This window comes from Streptomyces sp. NPDC002125 (genome assembly GCF_053593715.1).
In genome coordinates, this window is the sequence record NZ_JBSFDD010000003.1 from 407,993 (window position 1) to 424,909 (window position 16,917).

Genomic DNA, 16,917 nt, shown 5'->3' on the forward strand with positions numbered 1-16,917 from the left:
CTCTGTGCCGATACGTGCATGGGCGGCGGTCCCCGGGAGTGTCATCAGCACCCACCGAGGACCTTCACCGCCAGTGGAAGAGACCCACCAGGATGCTTTGGCATGCTATCGCGCCATCACGTGCCTATACGAAGGCCGCGAACGATTTGGTCCGCAATCCGCGTCTGAGCAGTGACGCGAAGATCCTCCTCCTCTATGTGCAGGGCCTCCCCGACGACCGGCGCGGTGTGGCCCTCAGCGAGCATGCGCGGGCCCTCGGGATCACCGGGCGGGCCTATCAGAAGGCCAAGAAGCTGCTGGTCACGCACGGGTACCTGTACGAGTGGCGGCAACAGGGCGGGCGGGGGTTCTGGACGACCGAGCAGCTCCTCGCCAATGTGGCCCTCGGTCCGGACGAGGCCCGGCAGTTCCGGGACGGGGGCCCGGCGCCGGTCGCCGTGCCTCCGGGTGAGCGGAATCCGACGGTCGGACAGCCGGGGAGCCGGGTTGTCGGTCGTTACAAACCGGTAGACGAAGAACTGGGGAAGAACTCTTCCCACCCACCCACCGAACCGGCATTGCAGGACGAGGAGTTGCCCGTGCCGGAGCCGGAGGACGACGAGGCCGAGCGGGTGTTGCTGTCGCTGCGGCATGCTCACCGCTCGCTGCATCTGGGGGTGGCGGAGGCCCGGAAGCTGGTGAAGCTCGCCGTGGTGTGGCTGCGGCGCGGTGTCACGGCGGCCGAGATGCGCAGGGTGCTGGTCAGCGATCTGCCGGTGGGAGGGGTCCGGTCGGCGGTCGGCTTCCTGCGGCACAGACTCGTACAGAAGCTGCCCGAGGCGCCCACGCCCGCCCCGGAGCCGATTCCTGAACCAGCCGTAGCAGTAAGTCCGTTGGTGACCTGTGCGGGGCGCGGGGACGAGGAGGAGCATCTCTTCCGGCCGGGGCCCGACGACGACGGCGAAACGCTCTGCGGGCCGTGTCGTCGTGAGGCCGCGTGGCTGGTGTGGGAGGAGAAGCGTGCCGCCCAGCTCGCCTCGGAGGCGGAGGCGGAGGCGGAGGCGGAGGCAGAGACGAAGGCGGCGGCGGGGCCTTATGAGGACGACGGCGATCCGTACGCCCGTACGCCCTGGCGGGAGAAGTTCGCCGCCGTCCGAGCGGCGGAGGCAGCGGCGGCAGAAGCCGGAGCGGTGGGAGACGCGGCACGCACGCGCCCGGATACGGCTGTGCCCGGCCGGTGAGGTGAGGGCGGCCGGGCACAGGGAGAGGGACGGGCGGGGTCAGTCCTTGATCTCGATCTTCTCGCCGTTGGCCGAGGGGGCGGGGACCGCCGGGGCGGCCGAGCCCGCCTTGGCCTGGAGGTTCTGGAGCAGGGCGGCCAGGTCGACGCCCGTGGTGGAGCTGAGGAGTTCCAGGCCCTGGGTGACGTTGTCCGTGACCGTGCGGGACAGCTGCGTGGCGCCGTCCGTGGAGATGACCGTCAGCTTGTCGATGGCGCTCAGCGGTTCGGACGCCTTGGCGACGACCTGCGGGAGCACCTCGACCAGCATCTGGAGGACGGCCGCGTCGCCATACTGCTTGAACGCGTCAGCCTTCTTCTGCATGGCCTCGGCCTCGGCGGAGCCCTTCGCCGCGATGGCGGCGGCCTCGGACTCGCCCTCGATGCGGACGGCGTCGGCGAGGGCCGAGCGGTGGAGCTTCTCACCCTGACCGGTCAGGCGGGAGCGCTCCGCGTCGGCCTCGGCCTCCTTGACCTGGGCGATACGGCGGGCCTCGGCCTCCTGCTCCGCGCGGTAGCGGGCGGCGTCGGCGGGCTTGCGGACCTTGGTGTCGAGCTCGCGGTCGGTCAGGGCGGCCTGGCGCTGGGCCACCTTCTCCTGCTCGGCGAGGACCTCCTGCTGGCGGGCCGCCTCGGCGAGGGGGCCGGCCGCGTTGGCCTTGGCGGCGGCGGCTTCGGTCTCGGCCTTGATCTCGGCCTGCTTGAGGTAGAACGTCCGCTCGGCGATGGCGATCTCCTCGGCCGCCTTCAGCCGTGCCTGCTCGGAGGCGCGCCGGGCGATGGCCTCGGCGATGTCGGCCTCCTGCTTGGCGCGGGCGGCCTCGGGGCGGCCCAGGTCCTCCAGGTAGGAGCCCTCGGTGGTGATGTCCTGGATCTGGAAGGCGTCCAGGATGAGGCCCTGGCCGGAGAGGCTGGCCTCGGCCTCCTCGGCGACCTGGCCCGCGAAGGCGGCGCGGTCGCGGATGATGTCCTCGACCGACATGCGGCCGACGATGGCGCGCAGCGCGCCGGAGAGCACTTCCTGGGTGAAGCCGACGATGCCGTTCTGCTGCTGGAGGAAGCGCTGGGCCGCGGCGCGGATGGCGTCCTCGCTGCCGCCGACCTTGACGATCGCGACGCCTTCGAGGTTGGACTTCACCCCGCGCAGGGTGACGGCACCGCGTACGGCGACGGGGATGTGGCGGCTGGAGAGGTCCAGCGTGAACTTCTGCTGGACGAAGGGCACGACGAAGACGCCGCCGCCGACGACGACCTTCTGGCCGCTGTTGTCGATGCTGGTGCGGCCCGTCACCGGGTCGACGGACTTCTTGCCGCGGCGGCCCGTGATGATGAAGGCCTGGCTGGGGCCCGCGACCTTGTACCGGGTGATCACGGCGAGGGCCAGGAGCACGACAAGGACGACGATGCCGATGACGGCGATCACTACTGGACTCATGAGAGGTGTCCCCCCTGCCCTCCCGACGGGACGGCAGTGTTTTCGGCTGTACGGACTTCGGACAGGCGTGTGGCTCGGTGGTGGTCAGCGCTCGACGGGGCGGACCGTGACCGAGGTGGTCGAGAGCGTGGCCTCGACCCAGACCTCGGCGCCGCGTTCGACCGGCACGGCGCTCTTCGCGGCGAACTTGACCGTCTGGCCCGCGAGCCGGAGCAGGACCTCGCCGTAACCGTCGGCGGGGATCGGTGTGACGACCGATCCGGAGGTGCCGACGAGGTCCTCGCCGCGCGGGGTGGCGGTGGTCTGATCCCGCATCAGGGCCTTGCTGAACTTCCAGGTCAGCCAGGCCGCGACGATCCCCGCCCCGGCCCCCGCGGCGATGGCCACCGGAGTGCCGGCACCCGTCGTGCCGAGGACGATCGCGCCGCCGAAGCCGAGCATGGACACGAAGCCCGCGATGACGGGCAGCGAGAGCAGCCCGTCGAAGAAACCGTTCAGCAGCCCGCCGAGCGCATCGCCGAGGAGCCCTTCGAGAATGCCGTCGAAGATCAGAGAGAGGACGAGAAGGACGATTCCCGCAATGCCGAGACCGAGAAATATGGTCACGCGATCACTCCCCCAGTGTTCGCAGTCCCCCGAAGTGTTTCTGTCGAACTGGCTGAATGGTCCCATACGCCGCCCGCCACGGGTACTGCCGGAGTCCGGCAGTTTCTACGCGGTTCTGATGCCGGAAAGCTGCTCGGCAAGCGTGTCGAGCGACTGGAACGTGGCGCCGAGCAGGGCGACGTGCTTCCACCGCAGCACACCGTCAGGACCGATCAGGAAGACCGAGCGGCGTACGCCGATGCCGGGCGCGGTGACCCCGTAGGCCCGGGCGGTCCCGCGTCCCTCGTCGGCCAGGAGCGGCATGCGCAGACCGAACCCCCGGGCGAAGGACTCATGACTGTCCACACCCTGTGGACTGATTCCCCAGACCTCGGCGTCGAGGCCCTCGAAGGTCTCGAAGCCCGAGGAGTACGAGCAGAGCTGCTTGGTGCAGACGGCCGTGTTGTCGCCGGGATAGAAGGCGAGGACGACGCTCCGGCCGCGCGCGGCGGACAGCGTGTAGTCGCGCCGGTCGAAGGTGTCGTCGGCGAGCGCGCCGCCGGGGAGGGTGAAGTCCGGTGCGGGCGAACCGATCTGGGGTCCTGACGCCATGTCGGCGCCTCCTTGGGTCGCGTACGGATGGATTCGTGCCTCGTACAGTGAACGGCACTTTCCACTCATCGACAGGTTCGACCCATCCGTAGAGCCTCCGGCACCGAATATGGGGGTGAGCGAGGGCAACGGCCCCGCATCCCGATCTGGAGGTACGTGTGGCCGAACGACGGCCGTCGGCAGCGGTGCTCATCCTCCACGGCGGCTACGAGACGGGCATGGCGGCGCCGGCGCCGGGCGCCATGAATCTGCCGGGCCTGCGGATGCTGCCCGTCTCGCGCGTCGTGGCCCGCGCGGTGCGCGGTGACTCCGGGGTACGGGTGCAGCGCGTCCGCTACACGCACCGCGGCTGGAACGGCGCCCGCAAGGACCCGCTGCACGACGCCTTACGGGTGCTGGACGACCTGCGGCGCGAGGCGGGGGACATCCCCGTGGTCCTCCTCGGGCACTCCATGGGCGCCCGTGCCGCACTGCATGCCGCCGGGCACCCGCTGGTCCGCTCGGTGGTGGGCCTCGCCCCGTGGTGTCCGCCGGGCGACCCGGTGACGCAGCTGGCGGGGCGTGACGTGGTCCTGCTGCACAGCACCAGGGACCGGGTGACGAGCCCCCTGGCCTCGCAGTCGCTCACGGCCAGGGCGCGCCGCGCGGGCGCCCGCACCTGTCTGGTGACCATCCCGGGCAGCGACCACGCGATGATCCGCCGGGCCCCCGCCTGGCACCATCTGGCAGGACTGCTCGTGACGGGGCTGCTGGGCCTCACCCCTGTGCCGAAGCGGGTCGAGGCGGCCTTCGGGCTGCCGCCCGGCGCCGCGGCGTCCGAGGGGACGCTGTCGCTGGACGGACTGGAGGGACTGGACGCCGGAGCACCCGCGCCGCGGAGATGCGGGCCGGTGCGGGGCGGCAGACGATGAGAGGCCGGGTGCCCGGCGGCGGATGAGGGCCGGCGCCCGGGCCGTGCCGGGCACGCATCCCTCTGGAGGCTCCGTTGCAGGCCGAAGAGCACGCCGACCCGACGCCCTTCGACGTGTCGATGCTCGCCGCGGTGATGGCCAGCAGCCCGGCGGGGGTGGCGGTCCTCGACACGGATCTGCGCTACGTCTACGTGAACCCGGCACTCGAACGGCTCAACGGTGTCCCCGCCGCCGCACACCTGGGCAGGACCGTCGCCGAGGTGCTGCCGGAGATGGACGTACGCACGGAGGTCATGCGCGAGGTGCTGGCCGACGGGCGGCCCCGCGAGATCACCACCAGCGGCCAGACCTGGGTGGACTCCTTCTTCGCGCGGCGTTACTGGCGGGTCGGCATGCACCGCATGGAGGAGAGCGGGCGGGTGCGGGGCCTGGTCGCCATCGTCCAGGAGGTCACCGCCACGCAGAGCCAGCGGGAGGAGCTGCGGCGGGCCAGGAGCTATCTGACCCTCCTGGACAACGCGGCCTCCAGCATCGGTACGACGCTGGACGCGGAGACCACCTGCCAGGAGCTGGCGGAGTTCGTGGTGCCCGTGATGGCCGATGCCGCCATCGTCGACATGCTCCCCGAGGACAACGGCCGCAAGCGGCGCGAGCCGGCCGCGGGAGTGCTGAGGGTGCGGCGGGGCGGTGTGGCGGCGGCCCCGGAACTCACCGATGCCCTGGACCAGTTCGGTGGTGCGGACATGGACGTCGACTACCAGGAGGACGCGGCGGTGGCCCGCTGCCTGGCGGAAGACCGCCCGGTGGTCGTGAACTTCGAGGACGACGAGCAGTTCGGCCGCGCAGCACCCACCCCCGAGCGCGTCGCCGCCTACCGGGCCGTCGGCCTGCACTCGGCCGTCGTGGTGCCGCTGACCGCGCGCGGGCGCCCGCTGGGGGCGCTCAGCCTGGTGCGGGCCGGGGACTCGCCACCCTTCACCGAGGGACTGGACGTCGTCGTCGCCCGGACCCTCGCGGGGCGTGCCGCCGTCGACGTGGACCACGCCCGGCGTTACGCGCACGAGCACCGGGTCGCCCTGGAGCTCCAGCGCTCCCTGCTCTCCGAACCCCGCCTGCCGAACACGGGCATCGAGATCGCGTCCCTCTATCTGCCCGCGGGCGAGGGGGCGTTGGTGGGCGGTGACTGGTTCGATGCCATCCCCCTCCGGGGCGGACGCCATCTCAAGGTGATGGGCGATGTGATGGGCCACGGGGTGGAGGCCGCCGTCGCCATGAGCAACTACCGCTCGATGTTGCGCATCATGGCCGAGGACGACCAGCCGCCCCACCGCATCCTGGAGCGGCTCGACCGGGCGGTCGAACAGTCGGGCCTCGACCGGGCGGCGACCTGTCTCGTCGCGGTGGTCGACCGCCGCAAGGGGGTCTGCGAGGTGGCCAGCGCGGGCCATCCGCCGCCGGCGTTCATCGACCCGGGGGCGTCGGGGGCCCGCGTGGCGAGGATGCCGGTGGGACCGCCGCTGGGCACGGGCTTCGGCGGCTACGTGACGACGGTGCTGCCGTGCGGTCCCGGGACGGTGCTCTTCATGTACACCGACGGGCTGGTCGAGCGCAGGGGTGAGGACATCGACGTGTCGATCGACCGGCTCTCCCGGCTCACGGTCCCGGTGAGCGGTCGGCTCGACGACCTGCTCGCGGAGGTGGTGGACCGCTTCGCGGACACGGCCGAGGACGACATCGCGGTGCTCGTGTCGCGGAGCCGGGGCTACTGAACAGCGCCGTACGGCGGGGGCGTTGTCAGTGGCGGGTGCGACGATGCACGGCATGGAACCTCTGCTGCTCACCGACATCGAGGCCGCCGTCCGCGGCAGCTGGGGCGCGGACACGACCACGCCCGAGCACCGGCCGCGGTGGAGTGCCAAGAATCCGGCCAGGGACCAGTGCGGGGTCACCGCCCTGGTGGTCAACGACCTGCTCGGCGGCGAGCTGATCCGGGGCGAGGTGCGGGTCGACGGCGAGCGTGTCGACTACCACTGGTGGAACCGCCTCGGCCCGGGGACGGAGATCGACCTGACGCGCGAGCAGTTCGCCGCGCACGAGATCGTCTCCGGGGGCGTGGTGATCGAGCGCCCGGCCGAGATCGTGCGGCTCCGCGCGGAGTACGAGCTGCTGCGCGCCCGGGTGCTGGAGCGGCTCGGCGGGCGGATACGGACGGGCGCGGCCGACCGCGCCCTCTGAGCCCGGTCCCGGGGGGCTCAGCGTCAGGCCCGCTGCCCGGCGCGCTCCGGCAGGCTCACTGCCCGGCGCGTCGGCGTCAGGCCCGCTTCTTGGAGCGTCGCAGCCTGCGCAGGACGATCAGGGCGGACGTGACCAGGGGCAGCAGTCCCGCCACGGTGTTCGCGGTGGTCAGCTTGTCCTGGGAGCCCCTGGTCCTGCGGAGCTGCTTGACGGTACGGACGACGGCGACTGCGCTGCCGCCCAGGCTCAGCAGCAGCCCGGCCTTGGAATTCGTGGGTGTCCTGGGCATACGAGCGCCTCCCGGTTACGTCGCTGAGCCGCCCCCTCGTCCACGTAACCGGCTCCGGGGCGGGTCCGCAATCGGGGCCGGGGCCGCCGGTCCGGGGGTCCGCCGGTGCCCGGACGATCCGGGGCGGGCCGGGGCGGTGAGCGCGAGGGCCCATGGGGGCGTGCGGGGCCGTGCGAGGCGCCGGGGGGCGCACGTGAAGTAGCCCTTCACGACGGGGGATGCGTGAAGGGCTACCGGGAGCAGTATGACCGTTCCCAGGTCTGCCGACAACTGACCCATCGGTCAGCCCTGTTGGGGTGATCACGCGGCTACGGACGGCTTCTTCCGCCGGGTGCCCGGCGCGGGGGGCGCACCATGGACGCCGGGACCGGTGGAAACCTGTTCCGGCCGCGATAGACATGACCTACCCCTACGCCTAGGGTTTCTTGTGCAGCCAGGCCATATCGGTGGTCCGGTGCACAGCAGAAGAGGTGCAGATGCCCCCGGAATCTCCGTCGAATGCCACGGACCGTCTCGATGACGACGACTACCCCGCTTACACGATGGGGCGAGCCGCGGAGATGATCGGTGCCACGCCGGGTTTCCTACGGGCCATCGGTGAAGCCCGCCTGATCACCCCCCTGCGCTCCGAGGGCGGCCACCGCCGGTACTCGCGCTACCAGCTGCGCATCGCCGCCCGCGCCCGCGAGCTGGTGGACGGGGGCACTCCGATCGAGGCCGCCTGCCGCATCGTGATCCTGGAGGACCAGCTCGAGGAGGCCCTGCGTCTCAACGAGGAACTGCGGCGGCCCACCGCCGGCCGGAGCGGTGCCGGTTCCTGACGGTGCGGCGCCCATTCCTGACCGGTGCGCGGGTGTATATCTGTTTCCGTCGGCACAGAAATACGCTTAATGAGCGGTGAGAGTTTATACCGTGTGCGGCGGAGCGCCGGGTGAGTGATATGGCGTACAGCTCACTTGTGACCGAATCGTGCTACTGTTGATCTCAGTTGCAGTTGTGGTTCCCAAAACTTCAAGTGCTCTCGCCTTTTTCACTCGGGTGGGCGCGCTTTTGTATTTCCGGTCTCTTCCGGACGGGGCAATCATTTGCGGCGACGTAGGACGCGCACAGTGTGCGTCCACGGGCAACGCCCCGAAGGAGATATGACATGGCTACTGGCACCGTGAAGTGGTTCAACGCGGAAAAGGGTTTCGGCTTCATCGAGCAGGAGGGTGGCGGCGCTGACGTCTTCGCCCACTACTCGAACATCGCCGCCCAGGGCTTCCGCGAGCTGCAGGAAGGCCAGAAGGTGAACTTCGACGTCACGCAGGGCCAGAAGGGCCCGCAGGCGGAGAACATCACCCCCGCCTGATCACTCAGGCGTATGGCGCAGCTGGGGCCCGCACCTTGGGGTGCGGGTCCCAGCTCGTTGTGTTTTTCCCGGCCGTGCCCACGGCCGCCGCCCCCGTGAAGAAATTTTGGGAGTGCGCGGCCGGCGGGGCGGTCGTCGAATGCAGTCATATGGAGTGCCGAATCCGGCTGGTTCACATCCGGCGGACGGGCTTCGTTCTCGTTATTTCACCGGCTCGTTCTTGCGATTCTTGGCGCCGTACATGGCTGCAGCCGCCCGGAAAGAATCCCTCGACACGTGCCATTCGAGGGAAGGGTTCTCCTTGAACCGCGATCGCACATCTCGCACGAACGACCGATTTTCCCGGACGCGCTCCGGCGGCTCCAACGGCAGCCGCACCGCCAACGGTTTCCGCTCGGCGGGCTCCGGCCGGCCCGGTGCCTCCGGCGGGCAGGGCCGCTCCGGCGGGCCGAAGCGCTCCGGCGGTGGCTACGGCCGTCGCTCCTCCGCCGTCTCGGGTGAGTTCGCCCTGCCGGTGACCATCACCCCCGCCCTCCCCGCCTCCGAGTCCTTCGCGGAGCTGGACATGCCCGCGCCCCTGCTGGCGGCGCTGGGCGCCGAGGGTGTGACGCAGCCGTTCCCCATCCAGGCGGCCACCCTGCCGAACTCGCTGGCCGGACGTGACGTCCTGGGCCGCGGCCGTACGGGATCGGGCAAGACGCTCGCCTTCGGTCTGGCCCTCCTCGCCCGCACCGCGGGCAACCGCGCCGACGCGCGACGCCCGCTGGCCCTGGTCCTCGTCCCCACCCGGGAGCTGGCCCAGCAGGTCACCGACGCCCTCACCCCGTACGCCCGGTCCCTCAAGCTGCGGATGGCGACGGTCGTGGGCGGCATGTCGATCGGCCGCCAGGCCAGCGCGCTGCGCGGCGGCGCCGAAGTCGTGGTCGCCACCCCGGGCCGGCTCAAGGACCTCATCGAGCGCGGCGACTGCCGGCTCGACCGCGTCGCCATCACCGTCCTGGACGAGGCCGACCAGATGGCCGACATGGGCTTCATGCCCCAGGTCACCGAGCTCCTCGACCAGGTCAACGCCGACGGCCAGCGGATGCTGTTCTCGGCGACCCTGGACCGCAACGTGGACCTGCTGGTCCGCCGCTACCTGCACGACCCGGTCGTCCACTCCGTGGACCCCGCGGCCGGTGCGGTGACGACGATGGAGCACCACGTGCTCTATATCCAGGGCGCCGACAAGTACGCCACGACCACCGAGATCGCGGCCCGCGACGGCCGGGTGATCATGTTCCTGGACACCAAGCACGCCGTGGACAAGCTCACCGACCACCTGCTGAACAGCGGTGTACGGGCGGCGGCGCTGCACGGCGGCAAGTCGCAGCCGCAGCGCACCCGCACCCTGGACCGCTTCAAGACCGGGCATGTGACGGTCCTGGTCGCCACGAACGTCGCGGCGCGCGGCATCCACGTCGACAACCTCGACCTCGTCGTCAACGTCGACCCGCCCAGCGACCACAAGGACTACCTGCACCGCGGCGGGCGCACGGCGCGCGCCGGGGAGTCCGGCAGTGTCGTCACGCTCGTGCTGCCCAACCAGCGCCGCGACATGACCCGGCTGATGGCCGACGCCGGCATCATCCCGCAGGTCGCCCAGGTCCGCTCCGGCGAGGCCGAGCTCAGCCGTATCACCGGGGCCCAGGCGCCCTCGGGCGTGCCCGTCACCATCAGCGCGCCGGTGACGGAGCGCAAGAGCGGCGGCTCGGGTCCCCGTGGCAGGCGCGGCGCGCGTCCCGGCCAGGGCCGCCGTTCCAACGCCAACACGGCGACACCTCAGGCGCGCGCCGCGGCGGCGCAGCGCCGGGCCAACAAGGCCGCGTAGTCATCCGGCCGAACCCTTCCGGCTCTCTCTTCGACCCTGTTGAGGCACCATGCGCTGTGTGATCGCCCGTTTCCCCTTCGACCTGTTCAAGAACGAGGTCGAGGACTCGATGAAGGGCGTCAAGCCCGAGCCCGTCACCGGTGACGCGGTGGTCATCAGCCGCCGCGTCTACCCCGTCAAGCAGGTCGGCGAGATCATCACCCGGCAGGACCGCCGTGACTTCAGCGCCGCCGAGGTGACCAGGGCGCTGACGCGTCTCGGCTTCACCTGCCGCCCGGCGGAGGTGCCCGCACCCGCGGTGCCCCTCAGCCCGCTGGAGAACGCGTCCGCCCTGCTCGGAACGCCCGGCGAGGCCTGAGCTCGCTCTCCCCGCCGAACACCGCACCCCCGAGGCCGACGGCCTCGGGGGTGCGGTGCGTCCGGGCCCCGGCGAAGTCCGTCAGGACGCCTCCTTCGGCTTCCTGGCCCAGTCGAGCCTGGGCTCCACGACGTGGTGGAACACCCGGCGGACGGGCGGGCTGCACAGGGCCGTGACCACGGCCGCGCCGGCGACGCTGGCCAGGACCGTGCCCAGCGGGGTGGACAGGACGTCCGCCTGGTAGAGGTCCAGCCTGACCGCGCCCCTGACGACGAAGCCGTGCAGCAGATAGCCGTACATCGTGCTCGCGCCGAGGGCCGTCATCCACAGCCTGCGGCCCGGCACCCAGGCGAGGAAGCAGGCGCTGAGGACGACCGCGCAGACGAACAGGAGCAGGGTCACGGGGGCGCCGGTCCAGGCGGGCGAACCGAGCTGCTCGGCGCCGTACCGGCGGAAGAACCACGAGGTCGTCGTGCGCGGCACCGCCCAGTAGGCGGCGGCCAGGGCGACCAGGCACAGGGGTACGGACGCGATGCGCACGGCTCGGCGGCGTACGAAGGCGAAGTGCTCGGGCCGCAGCTGGAGGCCCAGGACGTAGAACGGCAGGAACTGCAGGACGCGCTGGAGCTGGAGGTCGCCGCCGATGTTGCTGGTCACCGCCCCCATGGCCGCCACGACCAGGGACACCGCCACGGGCCACCGGACCGTCTGCCAGAACGGGGTCGTGAGGCGCCAGAGGAGCAGCGCGGGCAGGAACCACAGCAGCCAGTACGGGCTGAGCGGGCTCAGCGGGAAGTCCGGGGCCCCGGTGAGGCGCTCGAAGAGGGTGTAGGCGGTCTCGAAGACGGCGTAGGGCACGACCAGGCTGGTGAAGAGTTTCCACACCCGGTCGGGCCGCAGCTCGAAGCCGCGCGAGAAGTAGCCGGCGATCAGGATGAAGACCGGCATGTGGAAGGTGTAGACGAAGGTGTAGGCCGTCTCGACCAGGCGCCCGCTGCCGGGCAGCGGTTCCCAGGAGTGGCCCATCGCCACGAGCACGATGGCCAGGTACTTCGCGTTGTCGAAGTACGGGTCACGGCCGGGCCGGGGCGGGGCGGGGGGCCCGGCCTCAGCGGTGGCCGGTCCTGGGGGGCGTGAGGTCAGCGAGGGCATCCGGTCACCCTACAAAGGTCCGCCGGGACCGGAACCCGCTCAGGTGGTCAGGATCACCTTGCCGGTCGTGCGGCGCGCCAGCAGGTCCTCATGGGCCCGCGCGGCCTCGGCGAGAGGATAGGCGGCGCCGGTCACCGGCTTCAGACGGCCGTCGGCGACCAGGGCGAAGAGCTCCCCGAGGGGCCCGCTGACGGCGCCCGGAGCCGCGAGGGCGGGGCGCAGCCAGAATCCGGTGACGGAGGCGTTGAGACGGTTCAGGGCGGCCGGGTCGACCGGGGTGAAGCCCGTGCGGGCGGAGTTGCCGTAGGTCACGAGCCGGCCGAAGGACGCGAGCGAACCCAGCGCCTGGTCGAAGAGCTCCCCGCCGACCGCGTCCAGGACGATGTCCGCCTTCTCCGCGAGGGGATAGCTGACGACCGCGTCGGCCCCGAGCTCCAGGACGAGCCGTTCCTTCTCCGGAGTGGAGACCTGGGCGAGCACCCGGCCCGCGCCGAACTCCCTGGCCAGCTGGATGGCCAGACTGCCCACGCCGCCCGCCGCTGAGTGGACGACGACCGTCTCGCCGGTGCGCAGCCTGGCGGCGGACCGCAGCAGGTGCCAGGCGGTCAGCCCCTGCATCATCAACGCGAGCGCCTGGGAGGCGTCGAACTCCTCGGGGATGTCCACGAGGGCGGACTCCTTGGCGGTCACCTGCTCCGCGTAGCCGTGCGAGACCCGGGCCAGTACCCGCCTGCCGTCGGGGGTGCGGCCCACGACCTCGCTGCCGGGGACGTACGGCAGGGCGTCGGCCGCAAGGTAGGAGCCGTCCACCTGATGAGTGTCCGCGAAGTTCACCCCGGCGGCCTCCACGGTGAGGAGCACCTCTCCCGGGCCCGGTTGGGGAGCGGCCAGTTCAACGGGGCGGAGGACTTCGGGACCACCGAAGTGGTCGAACTGGATGGCGAGCATGCCGCACGGTACCGCGCGGCTCCCCGGCGCTGCCGGGCGTAACGGGATCAGGTGTCGGTCTCGTCCGTGAAGTCGGATAAAAACAGAACGAGCGGTTTGTTATGAGTGTGGCTGTGTGTCGTATTCGTGGGGTACCCGACGGGCGGTGGCCGCGAAGCGCGCCGTCGAGGCCGTAGCCGTGGCCGGGGCGGCCTGCCAGACTGCGGCCATGAGTGATCTTCTGAACGGAAAAGTTGTCCTGATCACCGGGGCGAGCAGCGGTATCGGCGCGTCCGCGGCGCGCGTGTTCACCCAGGAGGGCGCGACCGTCGTCCTGGCGGCGCGGAGGGAGGACCGACTCGCCTCTCTGGTGGACGAATTGAAGCAGAAGGGGGCGCAAGCCTCGTACGCCGTCTGCGATGTCACGGTGGCGGAGGACGCCGCCCGGGCCGTGGCCTTCGCGGTCGAGACCTATGGGCGCCTGGACGGGGCCTTCAACAACGCGGGTCTGGGCGGAGACCGAACTCCCCTGCACCTGATGGGTGATGACGTGTACGACGCCGTCATGGACACGAATGTGCGCGGAGTCTGGAACTGTCTCCGGCACGAGATCGCGGCCATGCTGGACAACCCCTCGGGCGGCTCGGTGGTGAACAACAGCAGCGTGGGCGGACTGGTCGCCATACCCGCCGCGGCGCCCTACATAGCGGCCAAGCACGCCGTCGTGGGCCTCACCAGGGCGGCGGCGGACGAGTACGCCCAACAGCGCATCAGGGTCAACGCGGTGGCGCCGGGCACCACGCGCAGCGAGATCACGGCCGACTGGTTCGGGCGCAACCCGGGCCTGGAGGAGATGGTCAACAGCATGACCCCGCAGGGACGTACGGCCGAGCCGGAGGAGATCGCCAACGCGGCGGCCTGGTTGCTGAGCGACCGGAGCCCGTTCCTCACGGGCACGGTCCTCCCGGTGGACGGCGGCTTCATCAACCAGTGAGCCGGGACGGGTGAACCGGCCGCATCCCAGGGGCCGTCAGGCGCAGGGACCGCTGAACCGTCCCCGGAAGACCGTTTCTCCTTCCTGGGTCGCGGTGATCCGGACGGAGGCCTCCCCGGGGGCGGCCGGCAGCACCTCCGCCTCGATCCAGCAGGGGCGGTCGAACTCGGTGTACATCTCGAACGCGCAGTCCACGCAGGTCGCTTCGAGGGTTGCGGGATACAGGGCGGCGATCGCGGCCTGGTGGGCCGCCTCCATGAGGGCGAGCCCCGGGACGTGATCGACCGGGTGGTCGTACAGCACGGTGTTCTCGACGTCGTTGCGCAACTGCCAGCGAAGAGGCCTGTCTCCGGCCGACAGGGCCACGTCGGAGGGTTCGGTCCGGCGGACGGTGCGGGGATCGACCGGAGCGGGCAGCGGCCACGCGTTCCAGTCGACGGTGAAGTGGTCGCCCCGAAGCCGTCGGTAGACGCGTGTGGAGAGCCAGCCGAACTCGGAATCCGCGCGGGCAATCATGCTGCCGCCGTGGAAGATGCGGAACTCCATGTCGAGTGAACTGACTTGCCCGCCGCGCTCCTTGGTGCTCTTGACCGTGACCTCGACGCTGATGTCACAGGGCGCGTCCGGGGGTAACGCGAGTCCGGGAGCGACGGTCAGGTCGAAATAGTTGAGAACGGTGTGATCGGACAGAGGAGCGCCGTAGGCTGCGTGCGCGATGGTCAGACCGCTCTGCCGGACGGTCTGGGTAACCATCCGCTGGTCGTACGGAAGACCGGCGGCGGGAGCAGGCCAGCTGCCGGACAGCGAGAACTCGCCATCTTCCACGCGCTGCCAGGACGTGAGGAGAACCATGTCGGAACGTCGCAGGTGGACGTGGTCCTGGAGAATTCCGTTCCACCCCTCGGCCGCAGCGAGCGGTGGGTGCGTAACAGGAGATATGTCGGGCACGGCCCCCCCGGACCTGGCGCAAAATGGTTGTTACGGCGCTGATAGGATACCGGTTCACCGGTACTTTTTGAAGTAGCGTCATGCACGTTCAAGGGGGGCGCGAGTTGGCACGACAGCAACGGGCGATCCGCACGCGCCGCATCTTTCTGCAAGCCGCCGCCGAGGTCTTCGACGAGCACGGCTACGACGCCGCCACCATCGCCGCGATCCTCGACCGGGCGGGTCTCACACGAGGCGCCCTCTACTTCCACTTCACGTCGAAGGAAGAGCTGGCCCGCGGAGTCCTCCAGGAGGCGGTGACCCTGGACGGGGTGACCCCGCAGACCTTCAAGCTGCAGGAATGGGTGGACATGGCCCTCCTGCTCGCCTACCGACTGCCGCGGGAACCCCTGCTCAGCGCCTCGATCCGGCTCTCCGTCGACCCCCGGGCGCGCGGGCTCTTCGGTACCCGTTGGCCGGACTGGATCGCTCTCGGCACCGAGATACTCACCGAGGCCAAGGAGCGCGGCGAGCTCCTTCCGCACGTCGATCCGGAGGCCACCTCCAGGCTGGTCGTCGGTGCGTGGACCGGCGTCCAGCTGGTCACCGAGTCCATGGCCGAGCCGCTGGACCTGGTCGCCGAGATCTCGGCCCTCTTCGAGCTGATCCTCCCCAACAACGCGGTCCCGGGCGTGCTGGCCAGGCTCGACACCTCCCCGCACCGCGCGGCACGCATCATCGAGCAGCAGCAGGCGGTCGCCGCCTCCTGACCGCGCGGGCCGCCGCCCACTGCCGCAGCGGTCCCACTTCCCGTGTTCACCCGATCGGGCTCGCGTACCTGCGAAGCGGCAGGTCAGCGCGCATGGTGGGCCTATGTGGCTTCGCCGAACAGCCGTGGGTGCCATGGTCGTGCCGCTGGCGTTCCTGGTCCTCCGGGACGCGCCGGTCCGGCTCGCCGTGCCCGCACCCTCCACCGCGAAGCCGGCGACCCCGCCCGCGGCGCCGAAACCGGCCATCGTCAGCCGGGCGGCCTGGCACGCGGACGAGAGCCTGGTCAAGGAGGACGCGGTGTACACCGGGACGGTGAGGGCCGTCTTCGTCCACCACACCGGGCACACCAACGGCTACGACTGCGCCGACGCCCCCAGGATGCTCAGGGCGATGGAGGAGGCCCACGTCCGGGGCGAGGGCTGGGACGACATCGGCTACAACTTCGTCGTCGACCGCTGCGGGACCATCTACGAGGGCAGGGCCGGAGGCGTCGGACGCTCGGTGCGCGGTGCCCACGCGACCGGCTTCAACGCGCACAGCGTCGGCATCGCGGCCCTCGGCACCTTCGACCCCGGGGTCCCGGTGCCGAAGGCGCTCATCGACGGGATCGCGAAGGTCGGCGCGTGGAAGCTGGGCCGGGACATTGACCCGGAGGGCTTCGTGCGGATGGTCTCCACGAACGACGAGAGTCTCTACAAGCGCGGCGAGGAGGTCTACCTCCACGCCGTCGCGGGCCACCGCGACACGTTCCAGACGTACTGCCCGGGTGAGGCGCTGTACGCCCAACTGCCGACTATCCGCGCCGAGATGGCCCGCCTGCGGGCGGAGGCTAACGCGCGACGTACTGGGTGAGGACGGCCTGCACCTCATAGATGTCGACGCCCTTGGTGAACGTCTTCTGGACCGGGGTGGCCGAGCCCGACAGCCAGATCTTGAGCTCGGCGTCCAGATCGAACGTACCCGCCGTCTCCACCGCGAAGTGCGTGATGCTCCGGTACGGGATCGAGTGGTACTCCACCTTCTTGCCCGTGATCCCCTGCTTGTCGACGAGGATGAGCCTGCGGTCGGTGAACAGGATCGTGTCGCGTATCAGCAGATAGGCGGCCTGCACCTGCTCGCCCTGCCCGAGCAGCCGTGCGTAGTCATGCTGGGCCGCGGCCGGATCGACGGTGTGCGCGTTGCCGAACAGTGCCATGGAAGACCTCCACCGGAGTGAATGTACGAACGTCGTACGCGTCAAAG

Annotated in this window: 19 protein-coding genes; 11 read left to right on the forward strand and 8 right to left on the reverse strand. The window is 70.7% G+C overall.

Features of this window, described 5'->3' with window-relative positions:
* The first annotated feature begins 92 nt into the window (after window positions 1–92).
* Complete coding sequence (locus ACWCQM_RS07790; protein ID WP_450914404.1) at window positions 93–1,220, forward strand: hypothetical protein; 1,128 nt, start codon at window positions 93–95, stop codon at window positions 1,218–1,220.
* Window positions 1,221–1,259: 39 nt separating this feature from the next.
* Here the strand turns inward: ACWCQM_RS07790 and ACWCQM_RS07795 are convergent, their stop codons facing one another.
* The 3 genes from ACWCQM_RS07795 to ACWCQM_RS07805 all read right to left on the reverse strand — a co-directional run bounded on the left by ACWCQM_RS07795 (window position 1,260) and on the right by ACWCQM_RS07805 (window position 3,890).
* Window positions 1,260–2,693 (reverse strand): flotillin family protein, encoded by a 1,434-nt coding sequence (locus ACWCQM_RS07795; protein ID WP_450914405.1) that lies wholly within the window; start codon window positions 2,691–2,693, stop codon window positions 1,260–1,262.
* Window positions 2,694–2,777: 84 nt separating this feature from the next.
* Entirely contained in the window at window positions 2,778–3,299 is a 522-nt protein-coding gene (locus ACWCQM_RS07800; RefSeq protein WP_450914406.1) for a hypothetical protein, read from the reverse strand.
* A gap of 105 nt (window positions 3,300–3,404) precedes the next feature.
* A complete protein-coding gene (locus ACWCQM_RS07805; protein WP_450914407.1) occupies window positions 3,405–3,890 on the reverse strand; it encodes a peroxiredoxin in 486 nt (161 codons plus the stop codon).
* Window positions 3,891–4,048: 158 nt separating this feature from the next.
* Here ACWCQM_RS07805 and ACWCQM_RS07810 point away from each other — a divergent pair, with 158 nt between their 5' ends.
* The 3 genes from ACWCQM_RS07810 (at window position 4,049) to ACWCQM_RS07820 (ending at window position 7,036) form a co-directional block, all read left to right on the forward strand.
* Window positions 4,049–4,801 (forward strand): alpha/beta hydrolase, encoded by a 753-nt coding sequence (locus ACWCQM_RS07810; protein ID WP_450914408.1) that lies wholly within the window; start codon window positions 4,049–4,051, stop codon window positions 4,799–4,801.
* Window positions 4,802–4,875: 74 nt separating this feature from the next.
* On the forward strand, window positions 4,876–6,570 hold the full coding sequence (locus ACWCQM_RS07815; RefSeq protein WP_450914409.1) for a SpoIIE family protein phosphatase: 1,695 nt from the start codon (window positions 4,876–4,878) through the stop codon (window positions 6,568–6,570).
* A 52-nt stretch (window positions 6,571–6,622) separates the two neighbouring features.
* A complete protein-coding gene (locus ACWCQM_RS07820; RefSeq protein WP_450914410.1) occupies window positions 6,623–7,036 on the forward strand; it encodes a YunG family protein in 414 nt (137 codons plus the stop codon).
* 76 nt (window positions 7,037–7,112) lie between these two features.
* Here the strand turns inward: ACWCQM_RS07820 and ACWCQM_RS07825 are convergent, their stop codons facing one another.
* A complete protein-coding gene (locus ACWCQM_RS07825; RefSeq protein WP_450914411.1) occupies window positions 7,113–7,325 on the reverse strand; it encodes a hypothetical protein in 213 nt (70 codons plus the stop codon).
* A gap of 476 nt (window positions 7,326–7,801) precedes the next feature.
* Between ACWCQM_RS07825 and ACWCQM_RS07830 the strand changes: the two genes are divergently transcribed.
* The 4 genes from ACWCQM_RS07830 (at window position 7,802) to ACWCQM_RS07845 (ending at window position 10,904) form a co-directional block, all read left to right on the forward strand.
* Window positions 7,802–8,146 carry a MerR family transcriptional regulator gene (locus ACWCQM_RS07830; protein ID WP_450914412.1) on the forward strand — a complete coding sequence of 115 codons (345 nt, stop codon included), beginning with the start codon at window positions 7,802–7,804 and terminating at the stop codon, window positions 8,144–8,146.
* Window positions 8,147–8,472: 326 nt separating this feature from the next.
* Window positions 8,473–8,676 carry a cold-shock protein gene (locus ACWCQM_RS07835; protein ID WP_031090619.1) on the forward strand — a complete coding sequence of 68 codons (204 nt, stop codon included), beginning with the start codon at window positions 8,473–8,475 and terminating at the stop codon, window positions 8,674–8,676.
* Between the two features lie 301 nt (window positions 8,677–8,977).
* The gene (locus ACWCQM_RS07840; protein WP_450914413.1) at window positions 8,978–10,546 is read left to right on the forward strand and encodes a DEAD/DEAH box helicase; all 1,569 of its coding nucleotides are present in this window, start codon (window positions 8,978–8,980) and stop codon (window positions 10,544–10,546) included.
* 49 nt (window positions 10,547–10,595) lie between these two features.
* Complete coding sequence (locus ACWCQM_RS07845) at window positions 10,596–10,904, forward strand: SCO5918 family protein (protein WP_267074824.1); 309 nt, start codon at window positions 10,596–10,598, stop codon at window positions 10,902–10,904.
* An 81-nt stretch (window positions 10,905–10,985) separates the two neighbouring features.
* Here ACWCQM_RS07845 and ACWCQM_RS07850 read toward each other — a convergent pair whose 3' ends face one another.
* Both ACWCQM_RS07850 and ACWCQM_RS07855 read right to left on the reverse strand, forming a co-directional pair.
* Window positions 10,986–12,056, reverse strand: a complete 1,071-nt coding sequence (locus ACWCQM_RS07850; protein ID WP_450914414.1) for an acyltransferase family protein — start codon at window positions 12,054–12,056, stop codon at window positions 10,986–10,988.
* Window positions 12,057–12,095: 39 nt separating this feature from the next.
* Window positions 12,096–13,004 (reverse strand): quinone oxidoreductase family protein, encoded by a 909-nt coding sequence (locus ACWCQM_RS07855; RefSeq protein ID WP_450914415.1) that lies wholly within the window; start codon window positions 13,002–13,004, stop codon window positions 12,096–12,098.
* A 208-nt stretch (window positions 13,005–13,212) separates the two neighbouring features.
* On the opposite strand from ACWCQM_RS07855, the gene ACWCQM_RS07860 reads away from it, so the two are divergent.
* On the forward strand, window positions 13,213–13,977 hold the full coding sequence (locus ACWCQM_RS07860; protein ID WP_450914416.1) for an SDR family NAD(P)-dependent oxidoreductase: 765 nt from the start codon (window positions 13,213–13,215) through the stop codon (window positions 13,975–13,977).
* 36 nt (window positions 13,978–14,013) lie between these two features.
* Here ACWCQM_RS07860 and ACWCQM_RS07865 read toward each other — a convergent pair whose 3' ends face one another.
* On the reverse strand, window positions 14,014–14,925 hold the full coding sequence (locus ACWCQM_RS07865) for a ScbA/BarX family gamma-butyrolactone biosynthesis protein (protein WP_450914417.1): 912 nt from the start codon (window positions 14,923–14,925) through the stop codon (window positions 14,014–14,016).
* 104 nt (window positions 14,926–15,029) lie between these two features.
* On the opposite strand from ACWCQM_RS07865, the gene ACWCQM_RS07870 reads away from it, so the two are divergent.
* Together ACWCQM_RS07870 and ACWCQM_RS07875 are read left to right on the forward strand one after the other, a co-directional pair.
* Window positions 15,030–15,674: a ScbR family autoregulator-binding transcription factor gene (locus ACWCQM_RS07870; RefSeq protein WP_267074829.1), complete on the forward strand. Its 645-nt coding sequence runs from the start codon at window positions 15,030–15,032 to the stop codon at window positions 15,672–15,674.
* Window positions 15,675–15,777: 103 nt separating this feature from the next.
* Window positions 15,778–16,527: a peptidoglycan recognition protein family protein gene (locus ACWCQM_RS07875; protein WP_450914418.1), complete on the forward strand. Its 750-nt coding sequence runs from the start codon at window positions 15,778–15,780 to the stop codon at window positions 16,525–16,527.
* On the opposite strand, the gene ACWCQM_RS07880 is transcribed toward ACWCQM_RS07875, so the two are convergent.
* Window positions 16,505–16,870: a PH domain-containing protein gene (locus ACWCQM_RS07880; protein ID WP_450914419.1), complete on the reverse strand. Its 366-nt coding sequence runs from the start codon at window positions 16,868–16,870 to the stop codon at window positions 16,505–16,507. The genes ACWCQM_RS07875 and ACWCQM_RS07880 overlap by 23 nt on opposite strands.
* Window positions 16,871–16,917: the final 47 nt, after the last annotated feature.

Bases quoted from the DNA above. Each gene is read 5' to 3' on its own strand.
- ACWCQM_RS07820 (WP_450914410.1), top strand. From the start codon at position 6,623: ATGGAACCTCTGCTGCTCACCGACATCGAGGCCGCCGTCCGCGGCAGC.
- ACWCQM_RS07880 (WP_450914419.1), bottom strand. From the start codon at position 16,870: ATGGCACTGTTCGGCAACGCGCACACCGTCGATCCGGCCGCGGCCCAG.
- ACWCQM_RS07825 (WP_450914411.1), bottom strand. From the start codon at position 7,325: ATGCCCAGGACACCCACGAATTCCAAGGCCGGGCTGCTGCTGAGCCTG.
- ACWCQM_RS07830 (WP_450914412.1), top strand. From the start codon at position 7,802: ATGCCCCCGGAATCTCCGTCGAATGCCACGGACCGTCTCGATGACGAC.
- ACWCQM_RS07855 (WP_450914415.1), bottom strand. From the start codon at position 13,004: ATGCTCGCCATCCAGTTCGACCACTTCGGTGGTCCCGAAGTCCTCCGC.
- ACWCQM_RS07845 (WP_267074824.1), top strand. From the start codon at position 10,596: ATGCGCTGTGTGATCGCCCGTTTCCCCTTCGACCTGTTCAAGAACGAG.
- ACWCQM_RS07795 (WP_450914405.1), bottom strand. From the start codon at position 2,693: ATGAGTCCAGTAGTGATCGCCGTCATCGGCATCGTCGTCCTTGTCGTG.
- ACWCQM_RS07835 (WP_031090619.1), top strand. From the start codon at position 8,473: ATGGCTACTGGCACCGTGAAGTGGTTCAACGCGGAAAAGGGTTTCGGC.
- ACWCQM_RS07850 (WP_450914414.1), bottom strand. From the start codon at position 12,056: ATGCCCTCGCTGACCTCACGCCCCCCAGGACCGGCCACCGCTGAGGCC.
- ACWCQM_RS07860 (WP_450914416.1), top strand. From the start codon at position 13,213: ATGAGTGATCTTCTGAACGGAAAAGTTGTCCTGATCACCGGGGCGAGC.
- ACWCQM_RS07805 (WP_450914407.1), bottom strand. From the start codon at position 3,890: ATGGCGTCAGGACCCCAGATCGGTTCGCCCGCACCGGACTTCACCCTC.
- ACWCQM_RS07790 (WP_450914404.1), top strand. From the start codon at position 93: ATGCTTTGGCATGCTATCGCGCCATCACGTGCCTATACGAAGGCCGCG.
- ACWCQM_RS07875 (WP_450914418.1), top strand. From the start codon at position 15,778: ATGTGGCTTCGCCGAACAGCCGTGGGTGCCATGGTCGTGCCGCTGGCG.